The organism is Methanosarcina spelaei (assembly GCF_002287235.1).
GTDB classification, from domain to species: Archaea; Halobacteriota; Methanosarcinia; order Methanosarcinales; family Methanosarcinaceae; genus Methanosarcina; species Methanosarcina spelaei.
This window is the reverse complement of sequence record NZ_LMVP01000003.1, coordinates 1-17,778: the sequence shown is the minus strand read 5'-3', so window position 1 is coordinate 17,778 and position 17,778 is coordinate 1. Positions and strand designations below refer to the sequence as shown.

At 34.7% G+C, this 17,778-nt stretch carries 14 protein-coding genes and 1 tRNA gene; 9 read left to right on the top strand and 6 right to left on the bottom strand.

Translation table 11 applies throughout. The annotated features are described in order from the left end of the window. Together ASJ81_RS00645 and ASJ81_RS00640 are read right to left on the bottom strand one after the other, a co-directional pair. Positions 1 to 963 (bottom strand): IS4 family transposase (locus ASJ81_RS00645; protein ID WP_095642775.1); only part of this gene is annotated, 963 nt, incomplete at its 3' end. Positions 964 to 1,428: 465 nt separating this feature from the next. Next, positions 1,429 to 1,794 carry a ribbon-helix-helix domain-containing protein gene (locus ASJ81_RS00640; protein WP_095642774.1) on the bottom strand — a complete coding sequence of 122 codons (366 nt, stop codon included), beginning with the start codon at positions 1,792 to 1,794 and terminating at the stop codon, positions 1,429 to 1,431. Between the two features lie 550 nt (positions 1,795 to 2,344). Here ASJ81_RS00640 and ASJ81_RS00635 point away from each other — a divergent pair. Next, entirely contained in the window at positions 2,345 to 3,694 is a 1,350-nt protein-coding gene (locus ASJ81_RS00635) for a sensor histidine kinase (RefSeq protein WP_095642773.1), read from the top strand. A 2,434-nt stretch (positions 3,695 to 6,128) separates the two neighbouring features. On the opposite strand, the gene ASJ81_RS00625 is transcribed toward ASJ81_RS00635, so the two are convergent. Further along, positions 6,129 to 6,213 (bottom strand) — tRNA-Ser (locus ASJ81_RS00625). A 152-nt stretch (positions 6,214 to 6,365) separates the two neighbouring features. After that, on the bottom strand, positions 6,366 to 7,130 hold the full coding sequence (locus ASJ81_RS00620) for a peptidylprolyl isomerase (protein ID WP_095642771.1): 765 nt from the start codon (positions 7,128 to 7,130) through the stop codon (positions 6,366 to 6,368). Positions 7,131 to 7,726: 596 nt separating this feature from the next. Between ASJ81_RS00620 and nikR the strand changes: the two genes are divergently transcribed. The 5 genes from nikR (at position 7,727) to ASJ81_RS00600 (ending at position 12,065) form a co-directional block, all read left to right on the top strand. Next, positions 7,727 to 8,152, top strand: coding sequence for a nickel-responsive transcriptional regulator NikR (gene nikR / locus ASJ81_RS00615; RefSeq protein ID WP_095642770.1), 426 nt, complete (start codon positions 7,727 to 7,729; stop codon positions 8,150 to 8,152). A 338-nt stretch (positions 8,153 to 8,490) separates the two neighbouring features. Next, a complete protein-coding gene (locus ASJ81_RS23465; protein WP_245859649.1) occupies positions 8,491 to 8,640 on the top strand; it encodes a hypothetical protein in 150 nt (49 codons plus the stop codon). Positions 8,641 to 8,649: 9 nt separating this feature from the next. Next, complete coding sequence (locus ASJ81_RS23460; RefSeq protein ID WP_245859647.1) at positions 8,650 to 8,823, top strand: GNAT family N-acetyltransferase; 174 nt, start codon at positions 8,650 to 8,652, stop codon at positions 8,821 to 8,823. A 790-nt stretch (positions 8,824 to 9,613) separates the two neighbouring features. After that, positions 9,614 to 10,183, top strand: coding sequence for a GNAT family N-acetyltransferase (locus tag ASJ81_RS00605; RefSeq protein ID WP_095642769.1), 570 nt, complete (start codon positions 9,614 to 9,616; stop codon positions 10,181 to 10,183). A gap of 676 nt (positions 10,184 to 10,859) precedes the next feature. After that, positions 10,860 to 12,065, top strand: a complete 1,206-nt coding sequence (locus ASJ81_RS00600) for a calcium/sodium antiporter (RefSeq protein WP_095642768.1) — start codon at positions 10,860 to 10,862, stop codon at positions 12,063 to 12,065. Between the two features lie 136 nt (positions 12,066 to 12,201). Here ASJ81_RS00600 and ASJ81_RS00595 read toward each other — a convergent pair whose 3' ends face one another. Further along, positions 12,202 to 12,402 carry a hypothetical protein gene (locus ASJ81_RS00595; protein ID WP_095642767.1) on the bottom strand — a complete coding sequence of 67 codons (201 nt, stop codon included), beginning with the start codon at positions 12,400 to 12,402 and terminating at the stop codon, positions 12,202 to 12,204. 466 nt (positions 12,403 to 12,868) lie between these two features. Between ASJ81_RS00595 and ASJ81_RS00590 the strand changes: the two genes are divergently transcribed. Continuing rightward, positions 12,869 to 13,498, top strand: a complete 630-nt coding sequence (locus ASJ81_RS00590) for a MarC family protein (RefSeq protein ID WP_095642776.1) — start codon at positions 12,869 to 12,871, stop codon at positions 13,496 to 13,498. A gap of 1,239 nt (positions 13,499 to 14,737) precedes the next feature. Here the strand turns inward: ASJ81_RS00590 and ASJ81_RS00580 are convergent. After that, positions 14,738 to 15,223: a nucleoside deaminase gene (locus ASJ81_RS00580; RefSeq protein WP_095642765.1), complete on the bottom strand. Its 486-nt coding sequence runs from the start codon at positions 15,221 to 15,223 to the stop codon at positions 14,738 to 14,740. Positions 15,224 to 15,431: 208 nt separating this feature from the next. Between ASJ81_RS00580 and ASJ81_RS00575 the strand changes: the two genes are divergently transcribed. Then, on the top strand, positions 15,432 to 15,701 hold the full coding sequence (locus ASJ81_RS00575; protein WP_095642764.1) for a DUF5661 family protein: 270 nt from the start codon (positions 15,432 to 15,434) through the stop codon (positions 15,699 to 15,701). A gap of 108 nt (positions 15,702 to 15,809) precedes the next feature. Beyond that, positions 15,810 to 16,586, top strand: a complete 777-nt coding sequence (locus ASJ81_RS00570; protein ID WP_095642763.1) for a GTPase — start codon at positions 15,810 to 15,812, stop codon at positions 16,584 to 16,586. The last annotated feature ends 1,192 nt before the right edge of the window (positions 16,587 to 17,778 follow it).

Sequence of the window (17,778 nt, the reverse complement as noted above, 5' to 3'; positions counted from 1 at the left end):
TACTATGTCCCATCTTGCTCCATATAAGTTTGCAATATCTTTTGCATTCAAAATCTCTTTCTGAATATTTGTGATATAAATGTGGTGCTTTTCATCCTCGTCATTATATACTGCAACAAGACGTACATTCATCTCATCCTGTTTTTGCTTGCCTTTATATTCTCTTCTTTTGAATGCTATTTTTACAACTGCATCAATATCTTTTCCAGAAAGTTGCTTAATGCACTCACTAATAGGTTTCCCTATGAAATCTTTGCACTTTGTTTTAGGCATTCCTTCCTCTATTGAAACAACAACAGGATCCATATTCTTTTTAATTCTTGAAACGAAATACCCCCCATTTTCTTCAACCCTTGCAAACATCTGAGTTTTGTAGAAACCAAGATCAACAAGGAGAATACGGTCTTTGATCCAGGGACCGATTTTCAATGTTTTTATCTCAGCTGATTTTTCGGAGTACAGAGCAACGGTTTTAGGGCCGTTAGCAACCGCACTTACCATAACTCCGACTTTTACTCCAGCAGCTACTGTTCTTGCTCTTGCTGCTGGAAATTTATCTGATAAAGAAGAGTGAAGACGAACAATTGTGCTGTCCTGAATGACAATATCCTGGAAGTTTTCGAGCTTCTTGCTAAGTTTTCTACCAGGTTCTTTTGCAAGTTCTTCTATGCCGTGAATTACGCACTGATGCAGGAACTCAACTAGTTCTGGAGTAAAACGATAGTACCAGCTGCTATCGCTTATGGTTTTATGGGACTCAGTTTCATATTCTCGTTTCAAACTGGAAAGTGTACGCTGCAAGCGTACGCCAAAACTAAGAGTTAAAACCCAAAAGATGATGACAGGGTCAATTTTGCGCTCACGTTTTATAAGACCAGTTTCTTTGGCAGTTTGCCTTAACCACTCTTCGGGAAACATTTCCCGAAGAGAGTCTTCAAGAGTAGGTGGGGGACGAGGAGACATAGAGATACATGTGTTAAGGTATTGTCATATAAAAACATCTTCAAGAGAAGGAATTTAGTGCTTAACCGATGACCAATGAAGTTTGTTTCTACTCCTTCTTATTCAGTTCTTAAAATAGAAAGTTCTAGTTATTTCCAATTTTCCTTTCAGTGATCTCGTAACAGATCGTAATTTAAGACCTACTTCCTGTGCAAAATCAATAGCTTTCAGGTATAAAAATTCCTTAACCGATGACCCAATGTATTTTCCTTATGTTAGATGCAGTACACACTAAATTAAACTCGTTTATCAAAGTAGATTTCCTGAATTCTTAATATTGTCATATAAGCTTCAAACACAAACCTCACTATTTGTGCATGTTATAGTAGGATTACCTCAAATGTAAAAGGTAGCTTATGACGCAGTTCATAGTATAGCCTCTTGTCACACTTGCGGAAAGTGAGCTGAATGAAAGTGAGCTGAATATTATTCAAAGAAAATCTTTCTAGATATTTCCTTTTCATTTATGTTTTCTTTTTCTGATTCCTTAGTATTTTTACTTATATTCTCTAACTCTTTATACAAAAGAATGCCCAGAGTATCTTCAGGACTAAGGTTTAGTTTTTCAGATATCTTAGTAAGTATTTGAGCGTTCTTTTTTGATAAAAAAACAGGTTCTACCTCTTTTTTACCCCAGTGTAAAAGTACAACTTTTTCGATATTCATTTTTTGTATTTGTTTAACACAAAACTCAATTCCATGACTTCGGCTGCTGAATATTTTTTCATCACATAATTGATCAAGCCATCGTGCGAGATCATTGTCCATTGAAATAGTAAATCGTTCTTTCATTACTAAATCATACTGTTGCCTATAATATAAACAATTCTATTATTTAAAACTCAACACAAACCTATTTATATGAATAATTCATTCAATGGTATGATTTATTCACCAAATGTGAAAGAGAAACTTACAAAAAACACATATCTTGTTCCTGGATTTCCTGAGATTAATAAGAATCATTAACCAAAAAAATGGTAGTTAGGCATTGATTCCGAAACAAATTCCTTATTAAACGGGAGCTGAATGACCAGCAAATTGATTTAAAATCAACTTTGCGAACATACTTTGGAATCATATTACTAGCCTGATGTACTCAATCTCGTCCAAGTTAGTTAATCCTTCCAAGTTAGTTAATCCTAAATAGGATTGTCTTTAGAAAAGGAGGCCATAATAAGAAATCAATATTTTTCATTCCTTCGATGTCTTTGATTTAATTGATTCCCTTAAGATTTTTTCGGCATATAGAGTAATTACTATATAATGTAGTGAAAACTTCACTACACTATATATACATTTTTAAAGAACTAGGTATCAAGTTAACAAATGGAGATTATAAATGGCCAAAGTCATAAAGAAAAAAGAACAAATTAACGCCACAGTATCTCCATGGATTAAAAAACAATGCTTAGACCTAGCTAAAACTTCCGAATTTTCTAGCATTTCCGATGTAGTATCCCTAGCATTATCTGAATTCTTTGGGAAGTACGAGTATATAAAGACTAAGGAATTAAAGGAACATGAGACTCGAATTCCTGATTTACTGGAAGTCCTCATGAAAACTAAAGAAGGGCAGGAATGGCTTAAATCTGTTTATAAGATTGAAACTAAAAAAATCAATTATTTAAGGGAAAAAGATTGTCATCTAGAACAAAATATTGAAGGTCTTATAGGACTCAGAGTAAAAGAAAACTTTGTACCAGTGTTCATAGATGGGGACATAGAAGGTGTCACAGGTTACGATAAAAAAGATTTTCTTTCCGGTAAAATTAAGTGGGTAGAAATAATTATACCCGAAGATCGTTTATTGGCTTGTGAAAACCTGAAAAAAGCCATGTATGAGTCGGATATATCTACCGAAATAGAGTACAGAATATTAAGGAAGAACGGGGAAACGAGATGGGTTCTGCAAATTCTCCAGAAACTTCCAGCAGGTTCCGGATCACAAAGATATGTACAGGGCTTAATTCGTGATATTACTAAAAGAAAAGCTGCAGATTTTAATCTTAAAAAAACGCACGAAGCTCGTATAAAAGAAATCCACCACAGGATCAAAAATAACTTGCAAGTAATCTCGTCTCTTCTAAGCCTTGAAGCTGACAGATCTACTGATACAAAAACGCTTGAAGCATTTAGGGAGAGCCAGAATCGGGTTGCTTCCATGGCTTTGATTCATGAAGAACTTTACAAAGGAGACGAAGTAGATAATCTTGACTTTGCAGATTATCTCCGGAAACTTACCACTAATCTTTTTCGTTCATACAGATTAAGAAATGAGGAAATTAGCCTGAAGCTTGAACTTGAAAAGGTACACTTGGACATGGATACCGCAATCCCACTTGGAATTATTGTTAACGAACTGGTTTCAAATGCCCTGAAGTATGCTTTTCCAGCCCAAAAAGGTGGGAAAATCTACGTAAGTCTTCATACAGTGGAAAAATATGAAAACAAAGACAAAAGTGTCAGAAACTCAGGAGCAAAACCAGATTGTATAAGTAGAACTAATTTTGAATTTGTTTTAACAGTGGCGGACAATGGTGATGGATTTCCAGAGGAAATAGATTATCGGAATACGAACTCTCTCGGTCTCCAGATTGTAAACATTCTTGTTGAACAAATAGAAGGTTGTATTGAACTTAAAAGGAATGACGGAACTGAATTCAGCATTTACTTTAGCAAATTGGTGTAAAGTTCTGTTCGGTACTTAATTTAGCAAACTGATACAAAGCTTTATTCAGTACTTATTTTAGCAAATTGATATAAAGCTTTGTTACCCGTGTGAGGCAGTAACTCATAAAAATAGGGATAAATACTACAGTCAAGTGAATATCTCGTACCGTTGTCCTTGCAATGCGGCTCGCCTAATATCAGGTTAAGACGTGTTAAGGGCATATATAAGTGTAACCAATACCATCTTACTTTTCTCACCCCACAATAAAGGAAGTAAGATTTAGAAGTGCTGTCCTTATTACGATTATGGAAATGTCATTCGAAGCCTACCCAGAAACAAGCTCCCTTTCTGATTTTCTGCAGGATTGTGAACTCCGGAACTTTTTCCCAGAACAATATAGTCATACAAAAGCAATCTGAAGCACTTTTTTCCTGGTACTTGTTAGAAATTTCGTCCCTGGCCCTGAAAGATTTCCTCACTTATATCAGAGACGAAAAAAGATATGCCTCCTCCACGGTAGAAAACTTTTTTGCTTCCTTATCCTCTTTTTTTCGATTACTCAGAATGGGAAGGAGTACAAAAAATATAACCTATATTCGGCAGGTCGACATAAGGAATTTAAATATTTTTTCTGATATCGTTTTTGAACATTTAATAAATACACATTAGATTTGAAGCTGGTTAACGTGTGGCTCAAGTCCCACAACACATATAAACACTGAATCATTTTTCCATTAAAGTTTAGTATGAGAGATTATGTTTGGATCATATGTAAACCTAATAACTACACACAATTATAGAGCATCATTTCAAAATCGTTATCAGTAAAAATTATAGACAATGAAATGTCGACCTGCCGAATATAGGATATAATCCCAAATTCAGAAAAATATCTTAGATACTACAAAAAACAGCGTCATGAAGAAAGGCAGCTTATCAGCCTGGGGTAGATGCAGGCCTTAATAGATTCTGCTGAATGGATCAAGTTTAAAGCAATATACCTTTTCTTTACCTAGAAAGGAATAAGAAGGCAGGAACTTAAGGCTTCGATCTTCAGGACCTTTAACCAAAGAACTATGCAGTTCTTAAACATCACTGTTTCCGTTACTTCTTTACTAATTGAATGAGTCACTCTGGCTGTCACCGGCATAATGCATGGGCTCCATGGAGATTCTAAAAGAAGACGTAGACATGTATGACAACACAATCCAAACCGAACTAAACTAACTGTGTTAGATATATTCAACCGAACTAAACTAACTGTGTTAGATATATTCAACCGAACTAAACTAACTGTGTTAAATATATGTTCTAGTTTGCAATCGATTATTAAAAGTTATATATTTTATGACTATACTCTTTAATCAAGGCCATCAACATATTTTATTTTTATATAATTTCACAGATTAAACGTTATCGCCATCTGTTTTTACAATTATTTTAGATGTTGTTTAAAACTTGTTTAATAATACTTTAAATAATATGAGAGATTACAAGTATTATTACATCATAAAATATATAGACTATTCAATAAAAATAAATTCGATTATATAATAAAAAAGTTTCATATTTGAAAAAAGACATGTAAAAAGGTGAATCTAATGAGTATTATCTTCAAACTTTTACTTATCGTTTTTATGACCTGGCTTGTGTTTTTTGTTTTATTTAAACTCATAGATATTATTAAATACATAGTAAATCAAAAAAAGTAATATGCTAACATATTTATATAAACGTTTTAGTATGTTAATTTTTTAATATAGTAATCATGTTCTGCACTATTTTTGAAAATTGATATTTTTCCTGATAGCCACTCTAAATTAATATTTCATTATAATTATATATTTATCGTTTCGTTTTATAGAGAGCTATCAAATTCGCTCTAAAAAATCCAGATCTAATTTGACAATCATTGTTTTATGAAGATCCCACATGTGTATTCTTATGTCCAACCCGTTCTATGCTATCTTATTAGCAGTCTAATATAAGAAAACAGATATGTCAAATAATAGCGAAAAAGAGAAATTTTAAAATTAAAATTCTAATTTGAGAGCCTCATAAGATCGATAACTTTCTAGGAGAACTCATCTAACCATCTTTATTTTACAGAAAGTACAGATAGTAAAGCCATGTAACGAAAATTTTGAGATTAGCTCATTAAAATAACTAAATTTATAGTATGGCTCTTGTCTTTATATAGGAAAGTGCCGCAGCTCAAAGACAAAACACAATATAGATTATGAAATAAAAAAGAATATGTTTTTTAATATATACTACCTTAGTTCCCAAAATTTAAGCGCATATATATAGTAATGAGAATCTGCGAGGTCAGAAGACCACGATTTTGAAATTCTGCTACAAATATTATGTGCTTAAACTTAAGCGCATAATCCGATATCAAGAGACATTTATGCGCCTAAAAATGCGGAACTTAGGATACTAGGAAAATAGGCGCTGAGGGGGAGATTCGAACTCCCGTAGCGCGAGGCGCTACCGGTTTTCAAGACCGGCGCCGTGGTCCGCTGGGCTACCTCAGCAGGTTGAAAGAATTATTCTTACAGCTTCCGCAAAGGAAACGGTAAAGCTTACCATCAGATTCCGGTAAGCGTATACAACAAACCCAATTATGGTATATAAAATTTGCGAAGAGAAAGAACTCTTCGCCTCTATGAACAATTAAAAGCTGATATCAGACTTCCGGCTCTGATGATTCCTCTGTTTCGGATTCAGCCTCAGCTTTAGATTCCTCTTCGGCTTTAGCTTCGGGCTCGGCTGGTATCAGAGTTTCGGATTCGGCTGTGATCTTTTCAATGAACTGGACTTCCTTTAAGTCAGCATACTTGAAAAGTTCGGATGCAACCCTGTTCTTTGCCATGAGCCAGCGCTGATTGAAGGTGAGGCCTGTTGGAATATAAATCTTAGCAACGCCGTCAGCAGTCTCTACTTCCAGATCCCTGAGGCCGGTATAGAGAGCAAGAAGACCTTGAATTTTCCCAACTGCAGTCTCAATAACTTTCTCAATGGTGTACTCATAAGTGACGGTCTTGCCCGCAAGAGGGCTGTTAAAGTCTACAGTGACCCTACGGCCTATAACCCTGCTGATAACTCCTCTTCTACCATCTACCTCAACAGGGAGGCCAGGGTGAACATTTCGGTCTTTCAATTTTGTGATAGAAATAGTTTCTACAAGTTTGGGATTGCCAGGACCAAAAGCCTTTTCCGGAGGGATTACAACATTTCCGCTGTAACCGACTTCCTTTCCCTCAAGATCTTCATCAAGGCCTTCAATAGTATGACCTGCTCCGACAATAACAATGTCCCCACCATAAAGTCCATGCGGGTTAAAGATGTCTTCCTTTTTTGCAAGTTCTTCGTCTGTTGTATCGAAAATTCTACCATCTTCGAACTTACCTGTGTAGTTCAATGTTATGAAATCGCCTTTCTGGATTGCCATAATTTTCAACTCTTTTTTTGAATAAACTAAATTGATAAGCAAGAAAGTTATTCATTGTCAGCTAATTCAGCGTAAATGTGTTTCACGCTATAGAACTCTGCCTTTAATAAGCTTTTTGGGAATCTGCTGGGTTACTGTCGATCTTATGAATACTTATAAAAATTGCGGTTTTACAAAAAACATACCAGAATCGATACCATTCGACCTTGAAACTTACTTTTAGCAAACAACTGGCATGAAAAATAGGCAGGTAAAATTGTTTTACTTTATACTTACGGTGATCACTAACTTTTGTAGGATTGCTCTCTTCCAGCAAATTGCCCGGACAAAAGCCGAGGTTCCCGCAGGAAAATTCTGTCCTAACACTTTGGGTCTAATGAATTTCTAAGTATAGTGAACTTTCTCGTGTTTCATATGTCTTTCGATTACTATTTATGCAACAAAATTACAATAAAATATTAGGATATAGTTCTGGGAATCGCAGTGGAAAATTGGGGATCTACTATTAATTTTTTCTGCCAAGTGTCCCGTTGATTTTTACAACCAGATGTGTGGAATAGTGCTTAGCAGAGAATTTTTGTTTTCGGGAGGGGTGTATGGAAAGAAAGGTTATGAGAATAGGAGTTTCCCTACCCGGGGAACTTCTGGATAAGTTTGATAAAACTCTTTTGAAGAGAGGGTATTCCTCTCGGTCAGAGGGGATAAGAGATGCCATAAGGACATATAACCAGCACTATGAGTGGATGCAGCAAATCAAGGGCAAAAGAGTTGCAACGATTTCTATTGTATATGATTGCTCAAAAAAAGGAGTAGCTAGCACCCTAGCAAGTATTCAACATGAAAATATGGATCTGATAAATTCCTCAGTGCGCGTCCATGTTGAGCCAAATTCGTGTTTTGAGGTAATAATTCTACAGGGAGAAGGGGAAAAAATAACCGAACTTACTGAAAAAATTCTAAGTTTGAAAGGAGTCAAGCACTCCAGGTTAACAACTGTTCCGGAAGAGAAGATTGAAAAGTGAATATAAAAAAGGACTTTAAAGCCTTCTCATCCTGAAAGATAATTTAAAATTTACTTACTTTAAACTTCAGATCTAAAGTTCCACTTCAAAAACTGTGAGTATTCCTGAAGACATAGAATCGAAAATCGTTCATATATTTGTTTAGAAGCATAAAACTCAATTCATCGGACACAGAATCTAGGAAACAGTTCAGGGATAAGTTCGCAAATTGCTATACTTGCTTAAAAGTAATCTTCATGGGTCTGACAAAAATTCAGTTTACATTAAACATATATGTAACGAGTCTAGAGGGATTGGTAAAGGATATAGTAATTAATCTGTTTATAAGATGGGGACAGATGGAAAAAGAAAATGTTGTTTCCATAGAGGATTCCATGCTTCCTGAAATTATAGGAATCCAGACCGAAGGATTTGGAACCAAAAGCCGGAACGGTGTTAAACGATATTCAAAAAGAATGAAAAAGATCTTTTATGTAATAAAAACCTAGGATAAGGTTGTGGGTTACTACATATATTACTTGAAGCCTGTTCTATCTCTAAAGAATTTTAAGAAAAAATCCGTAATTCATTCAATTTCAATATATAAGAATTTTAGAAGAGAACAGTATGGAGAGAAATTATTAAAAGAAAGCGTCAAAGAAATGAGGTTAAACGGAATGTCTTCTATTTAATTATATGTGAATACGGAAAACCTTCCTGCCATAAGGTTATAAGAAAATAATGAGTTTCAGGAAACTTAGAGAAGTAAAAGACATATGTAGCCCAAAAGAGATATGTTATGAAATGGAACTAAGGATTCTTTAATTCTCATGTCTTTTTACCATTTCTTGAATTTTCTCATTCCTTCTCCATCATTCCCTCTCTATCATTCCCTCTCTATCATTCCCTCTCTATCATTCCTTCTCTATCATTCCTTCTCTATCATTCCTTCTCTATCATTCCTTCTCTATCATTCCTTCTCTATCATTCCTTCTCTATCATTCCATCTCTATCATTCCTTCTCTATCATTCCTTCTCTATCATTCCTTCTCTATCATTCCTTCTCTATCATTCCTTCTCTATCATTCTCACTCCTTTTTATCCCTCCTTCTCTATGCTTCCCTCCTTCTATATCATCCTTAAACTCTATCATTCCTTAAGCTCAATAAATCTTATAAACTCTTTTCGAACTTTTTGATACAAGCCCGGAAATAAATATCTTGATACAGTGTTAACTGATTTTATTCAAAAGTTCTTTTTGTAAGGTAATAATCTTGAGTTTTACCTAGCCTTTTTTCCTCAATATAACAATTCATATTTTTGATATAAGATAGATTTAAATAAAAACCGAATTTTCTAAGACGCACTTGATTAATTGACTGCTGGGAATTTTATCACAAAAAGTAGGAAGTTTTTAATGGTTTGAAACCGTAAACTTTAAAAAGATAACTTTACCAACAGCCTTACCCAAGAGTGATTTTTATGGGTACTGCAAAACTTCACACCCTCTCAGTTAAATATTTAATGAGTTGTAAGAAACTACTCCAAGATACTACTGGCAATCTGCTGGTTAAAAAATGGAAATCAATAGAAAAAGGAGATATTGTTTCTATAGAAGACTATATGCTTCCTGAAGTTCTTAGAATCCAGACTGAAGGGTTTAAAAACGGAAGCTCGGAAAAGCTCATAAAATATTCGAAGAATTCCAGAAATATTTTTTATGTTATGAAGAGCAGGGATAAAATTGTGGGCTACTGCGTTTACTACCTGAAACCTGCACTTTCCCTCAAAGGCTTTGAGAAAAAATCAGTAGTATCCTCAATTGCAACTGACAGAAATTTCAGAGGCAGGGGATTTGCTGAGAGGTTATTAAGGGGCAGTATTGAAGAGATGAAGGTAAACAGAATATCATCCGTTCTCTTATATGTCAATATAAATAATCTTCCTGCAATACAGTTATACAAAAAAATAGGCTTTCGAAAAATAAAACAAATAAAAAATATCTGTGGCCAGAAAGAAAACTGTTATGAGATGGAACTGAGGCTTGTTTGAAGCATTTTCTTGTATTATTTATTTTTTTTGATACATTTCCCTATATTACTTCTTTTTTGATATATCTCCTAATTTGGTCGTGAATTAGTATATGATTGATGTTTTGCCTTTATGTGTTTTTCTCAGTTGCCTCTTTTCCAAGCTTACCCGCTTAAAGGAAATTGAGTGTACATAAAGCAGAAAATGAGAGTGAAATGCGATGTGTGAACACTCTAGGAAATATCAACTAATTATTGAAGGACTAACCACCGCGTTATACTTTTAAAAATAATTTTCCTAGAATGATTTCAAATTATTGTATCCTCTTCAAATTGTATGGGTAAAAAGTAAATTTCATATATTCACTGAAAAACTCAAGAATTTAATTAATTCAAGAAAACACGTTCAAAAAGCACGTTTAATTTCATAACTGTATGATGAAATTACATTATGATTATCCAGTTAGAAAGTTTTCCCTTGAGTTTGAAGAGGATACAAATTATTTTCAAATTAATCTCAAATAATTTCAAGTTAACCTCAAGTTAACCTCAAGTTAACCTCAAGTTAACCTCAAATTAATCTCAAGTTAACCTCAAATTAATCTCTGAGTAATCTCAAATTAATCTCAGAGCAATAACTTCAGGTCAATTTTATGTTTTAAGATATATTTAAATAAATCTCGGGTTCTCATTTCAATGTGCTTATAATTAATATCCTTATATTTCTTGGCGGGCTTACATTGCTCGTAAAAGGATCAGATCTCTTTGTGCTAACCTCATCCCGGATTGCAAGAAGATTTGGAGTCCCCGAATTTGTGATAGGATTGACTCTTGTGTCAGTGGGCACGTCAGTGCCTGAGCTTGCATCCTCAATAACAGCATCTTTTCAGCAAGCAAGTGGGATAGTTATAGGTAACATACTCGGATCAAACATTGCTAATATAGGCCTGATTGCAAGTACGGCTGCTCTTCTGACAAATGTCCGAACTGAAGAGGTTATGCTGAGAAGGGATGGCTATATAATGCTATTTGCCTCTGTTCTCCTCTTTCTTTTTATGCTTGACTTCAAAATTTCGAGGTTAGAAGCCTTAATTTTTATCTTACTTTATATTGCCTATCTTTTTTTTCTGCTCGATAAAGTGAAAAGACATAAAGAAGATATATATTTTAAAGATTTTATAAGTTATTTTCTCAAGTTTGAGTACCTTTTCGATCTGAAATCGAGAATTAAGCCCCAGGTTCAGGAACACGGAAAAGGAAATAAAAGCTCTGGAGACACGAAAAAAAGCACCTGGAAAACCGAAAAAAAGACTCAAAAGGTAAACGGAAATGAGTCCAAGATTGAAATAAGAACCAAAGACGGATCAGTAGCCAAGTTGGAAACCGAACCGAGAACCGAGACTGAACATGAAGAGATTGACGTCGACGTTACAAAAGAAGACCTTTACGATTCCAGCCTTTTAATAGAATATTTCAAGCTTATAGCAAGCGGGGCTGCAATTATAGTAGGGGCAAAGTACTTTGTCGAACAGGCAATCTTCTTTGCTCTGCTTCTGGATGTCCCGGAGACGCTCATAGGAATAAGCCTTGTTGCGATTGGGACTTCAGTTCCCGAACTCATGGTAACCATCTCAGCAGCCCGAAGCGATTATGCTGGCATTGCTCTTGGAAATGTCATAGGGTCAAACATTGCAAATATACTTTTGATATTAGGTTGCTCAGGGATTGTCCACCCTATCGCGACGACCAGCCTTGACATTTATTACATAGCACCTTTTATGCTGATAATGAGCTCTCTGCTCCTCTTGTTTATACGAACGGGCTGGAGAGTCAAGCGGTTCGAAGGACTTATCCTGCTCCTTCTCTATTTGGGTTTCATGATCCTGATCTTCCGACTGGGATGAAATAGTCTTTTAAGTAAGCCCAGTAAAATATGGAAATCAAATACATAAAGGCTTAAGAATATGTTAGCAAGTACCGATCCTTACCAAGAGTTGTCTTTAGCATGTGTACATAAACAATATGAAAACTTTATACATTTTAAAGCCTAATTTCTTCCAACCTGCCTAAAGGCACTAGTTTTCCTTTTGCCTCGTTCTCAAAGCTTCCACATACCAGTTCCTTTTCTTCCGCGGTGAGAATGCTGTCTATATCTACCATATGCTCCTTAATCTCACCAAGTTGTTTTTTGATAAAATTAAGTTCTTCAAACAGCTTTTTCTCGATTTTTTCCCCATTCATAAAATCACAGTCTTACTTATCCATGTTTGGGTTCATAATGTTTACTTGACTTAGTTATATTTTACTTGACTTAGTTATATTTTACTTGACTTAGTTATATTTTACTTGACTTAGTTATATTTTACTTGACTTAGTTATATTTTACTTGGTTTAGTTATGTTTTACTTGACCTAATTATGTTCTACTTAGAGTTCATCTATATTTCAGGAAACCTTTTATTACTCTTTGTTTTTACTATTTTTCCAATTTACATATAAACCGCAATTATTACTTAATTTTTTATTTACTAGTTAAATCAACAATATAAATATATATAATTATAAATTATCGGACCAGTCATATAATATAAACAAAGGATTAAAAGAAAGCTTTATAAAATTCAAAGAAGTAAATATTATAACAAAGGAAATTATATGTATAAGTGATAACGTATTAAAAGGGCAGGAATAAAAAGATGATAACTAACATGATGACTGAAGATTTAGGGTTTTTCATCTACACATTCACATCTGTTTTTGTTGTTGTCAGCCCAATCAGCGGAGTAGTAACTTTCATTTCCCTGACCAGCAAGATGACACATGATGAAAAAAATCAAATTGCAAAAAAATCAGTCACACTTGCTTGCCTAATTGCCCTTTTTTTTGCAGTAACCGGCAACATAATACTTGACCTGTTCAGTATTAGTGTTGACTCATTGCGGGTTGCAGGAGGTCTACTGCTTTTCAGCATTGCCTTTGATATGATGCATGCCAAAATTTCAAGAGAAAGCATTACTGAAGAAGAAATTTCGCAGTCCCAGGAACGTGAGGATATTTGGGTATTTCCTATAAGCCTACCTCTTCTTACAGGTCCAGGTGCAATCAGTACGGTAATTGTCCTGATGGGAAGTACAGAAAATATAGAGCAGAAAATAATAATCCTAATATCAATCATATCAACTTTCATTCTCTGCCTGTACATCTTCCTCTTCTCAAGAAGAATCCATAAATTCATAGGATACAATGGAATGCTGGTTTTTACAAGGCTAATGGGACTTCTGCTTGCAGCTCTTGCAGTAAAACTTACATCAACAGGTATAATAAACATATTTAGTTGAGTAAAACAAGACAGCAACTCAGGAGATTCAGGACAAAGTTTCAGAATTGCTTTTTATATTCTATTATTATATGAGTTTTCTAAGTTCGATTATTAGAACAGTCTGTACTATTCGCATCCGAATATACTTTTTTCAACCAAAGAAAGCAAAATAACAAAATATAAAGTAAAATCTGCCTGAACATTCCTTAGACAATTGATCTGAACTGATCTTACCGGAAATTATCGATCTCGATAGTTATTGAGAGTTATTTTTGGATGCATGTCTAGTAAAAAAATTAATTATCGGCCGAGTTGCATCTTTAGATGACATACTGACAGAAACAGCCGAAGATGTACACCCGCATTTTCTACAGTAATAAAACACGTTAGAACCAATTACCTGCTTTTTAAGAGGTGTGCCACACCGGATACACTTTATAGAGGATTCAAGCATCCAGGTTTCACTCCATGATTATCAATGGTTCGAGTCTTACAGTTTCCTTTCTTGTCCAGTACCCACATACAGGACAATACTGAAATTTTTCGAAGAGATTATCTTCAAGCTTAGAATGACACTCCGGACAACATTTTAAGAAAGGCACTAAAATTTCTCCCGCTTAAATATTAATAAGATCTAAATCAATTTGTATTAAATCAATTTGTACTAAATCAATCTACACTAAACCAATATGTAATCTTCAGATACTTCGCTCAATTGTTTAGTATAATTTTTCTAGCTCACTTTAGTAACTGAAAAAACATTTGAGATTCTAACTCCATTTGAAGTAGACGCCCTATACATTTCCAATGAAAGCTTTCTTCCCTCTAACAGTGAAACACCCATCAACCGTGGTTTCTTTAAACCAGCGGATATACTTACTTTTGTTAGGACATCTCCCAGAAAAATATCCTTTTAAAATCGTTTGCGTAATCTAAAATGTACGGCAATACATTTAAAGGTTAGCGCATAATTTGGAAAGTTCTCAACTATTGACGGAAAACTCCGTAATGAATCTGACCACTGATATAATTATAATCCGATGAAAAAATGAGTTTCCCGTTAAGTAAAAATCGGAAAAAAGCTCACCTGCAGATAAAAGCAGGATACTTAAATTTTAGTAAATAAATAACAACAAATAGTCTTTCTTTTAGAAAAATATTTATAAAAAAACAAATTCAATAAAAATTTACACCTATATTGTTTACTATGAACTTTGATTACTGAATTTATTATATAGCTTGAGTACTGTCCTGGCTCTCAGTATTCGATCTTATTCTCGGACTCTTCCCACGCCTTAAAAGCCTTCAAGGCCTCTTCCCTGAGGAGCTGCCGGAACTCTATATTTCTCTCCTTAGGAGGACGTGAGATCTCACTATAAATTCGAGAGTCTGCAAAGCCAATTTTTTGAGCGTCAGATGCAGTATTAGCAAAAACGACTTTACCGATTCTTGCCCAGTAAATCGCTCCAAGGCACATCGGACAGGGCTCGCAGGAAGCATAGATAACACAGCCGCTGAGATCAAAGGTCTTGAGTTTTCTTGCTGCCTCTCTTATTACATTTATCTCCGCATGGGCCGTAGGATCATTAATTGCAGTAACCAGGTTGCAGCTCTCTGCAAGGATTTCCTCTTTTCTGACGATTACTGCCCCAAAAGGGCCCCCTCCTTTCCTCACATTCTCAAGGGAAAGTTCGATTGCCCGTTTCATAAACAAGGTATCATTATCTGACATATTAGCTGACATTTTTTGCTCTCTTCTGATCTTGGTTTGTTTTTCTCGAAATTTTTGTTCGAAAATACAGTTCCTTTTTGAGAAGTAAATATAATCGCATAGTTCGGTTTTGCAGGAAAATCCTTAAGTACAGATCTATTCAACAGTATTAAACGGTTATTAAACAATTGTCAAAGATTAAATAATCAGTTGGAGTGAAAAATCAGTTGGAGTGAGAAGTTTGGCAAAAAAGCAATTTACGGCTGAAGAGGCAAAAACAGTTGGGGAACAGCTTGGAATAAAATGGGATAAGTTTGATGTTGACCAATTCCGTAGAGGCATGGATGTCGAGCTCGAACACGGCACCCGGGACCCCTTAACAAACGTTACTAATGACGATCCTATAATGACAGGAAAAATCGCCCTGGCTCATCTGAACGAATTTCAGGATTACTATGACAGGTTGGAGGAAATGGAAGACGAAGCCGAGAAATTCTGGGAAAAGAAGTAAACACTGAGCTTCGTCACGTTCTGGAACTGGATATCACCGTATATTTATATTTAAAGAGTTTTGCCTCACTATATCTTCATATACCAGCTTGTGCCATAGCCAGACCATATGGCGAGCTACAAAGCCCTTGTAAGAGATGTTATCAAAAAAGCTGATGTCCTTCTTGAAGTAATAGATGCCAGGTTTCCTGACGAGACCCTAAATAGCGAAGTTGAACGTGAGATTATCCGCTTAAACAAGCCTTTCATTATAGTAATCAACAAATCCGACCTTGTGTCAAGAGAAAAACTTGAAAAAACCAAAGCCCGCCTTTCGAAAACTGCACCTGTAATTTTTGTTTCCAGCAAAGACAGGTCAGGAACAACGATGTTGAGACACCAGATCCTTGCGTCGGCCGCTATAAAAGCCGGTATAAAAGGGCAGGATGTTATGGTCGGCACTCTGGGCTATCCCAATGTTGGCAAGTCCTCGGTAATCAACGGTGTTACAGGCCGGCACCGGGCAAGCACGTCTCCCGTATCCGGCCATACGAAAGGAGTTCAACATGTGGGCGCAGGCTCACGCATAATGTTTATAGATACGCCTGGAGTGATTCCTTTTGATGAAAAAGATGAGTATCTCCAGGGCCTGCTCGGAATAAAGGATACAACCCATCTTAAAGACAAAATCGGTGTCGCCCTGAAAATAATTGAAAAAATGCTTGCTGAAAATAAAGTGGCTCTTGAGTCCTTTTACAGTATAAAAATCGAAAACGAAACTTCATATGATGCGCTTGAACTAATAGGTAAACAGTGTAATTTCCTTCAAAAGAAAGGCGAGGTGGATGAAACACGCACCGCTACCAGAATAATCAATGACTGGCAAAACGGGCTGCTTTTAACTTAATTAAGATCTGTACTCTTATAGGCATCTTAAGAGTATTGCAGGATATAAATAACACACTTTCTAAGTCATTACGAATATTATTGAATGTATGAGGGGATGAAACTCTGACAACTGACCAGGAAATTCTTGCTAGAATCGAAGGAATTGAAAAGAAAATGGAAAGAATGGAAACTGTAATCGAAAACATTAATACCATTTTGAAAAAAGTCGAGCAAAATACCTATTTTGGGTGCTATATGCCAGAGGAGAAACTGGAGTGAAGGATAAAGAGAGATGAATTTTGGATTTTCAATATTTTACTTTTTCGACGCTATTTCTATTTTTTTCTTTCAGCTTTTCCATTTGTTCATCTTTTGAGCGTAGTTGATCATTAAGTATTTGGATATGGTTATTCAGATATTCTATTATAGCTTGCTGATTCTCGTAAGTATTTTCTTTTTTGATAAACTATTTTTAAAAACTTGGTAAATATTTATGCTAATTATAAAAGATAAATTAAGAAACATAAAGAACGCTAATAAAAAGCCTCCAGACCAATAAGGAGTGATTATCAGGGTACCAATACCAGCAAGAAATGATATGACTATAAGAACCCCTACATTTTCATAATATCCCGTAAAATCCCTTAATTTATTAACACTTTCATATTTTAACGTTTTACGAAGATCGGAAATTATGGAATTGAACTTAGTTATCATACTTTCGTTAAGATAATAATCTTGTACACTAAGAGTAATGCATTTTCTATTTTATACAAACCATTTTTCGTATTTTTCAGAGAATTCTAAGTCTTTTTTTGCAACTTTTTCTTTTCTGTCTGAATATATGTGAGCTAATGAAAAAACTACGGCTCCTGAGAATGCTAATGTGAAATAAAGCAGCTAAGCTAAATAAATTTCCATTTAATTTATTTAATGTATATAAATTAGACAGGTCAATGTAAGATATATTTGTAACCGAATTATTTATAGATTCTATATTAGTGTGTATTATATATGCAAAAAATTTCAAGAAATGTAAAGGATGACAATAAAGATAGTTTCAGATAAATAAATACATAAATACATAAATAAATACATAAATAATACATTAAAAAATAAATAATACATTAAAAAATAAATAATACATTAAAAAATAGATGGTCAATTTGTATCTAATTGATATTATATATTTGAAAATCGTATATTTATAC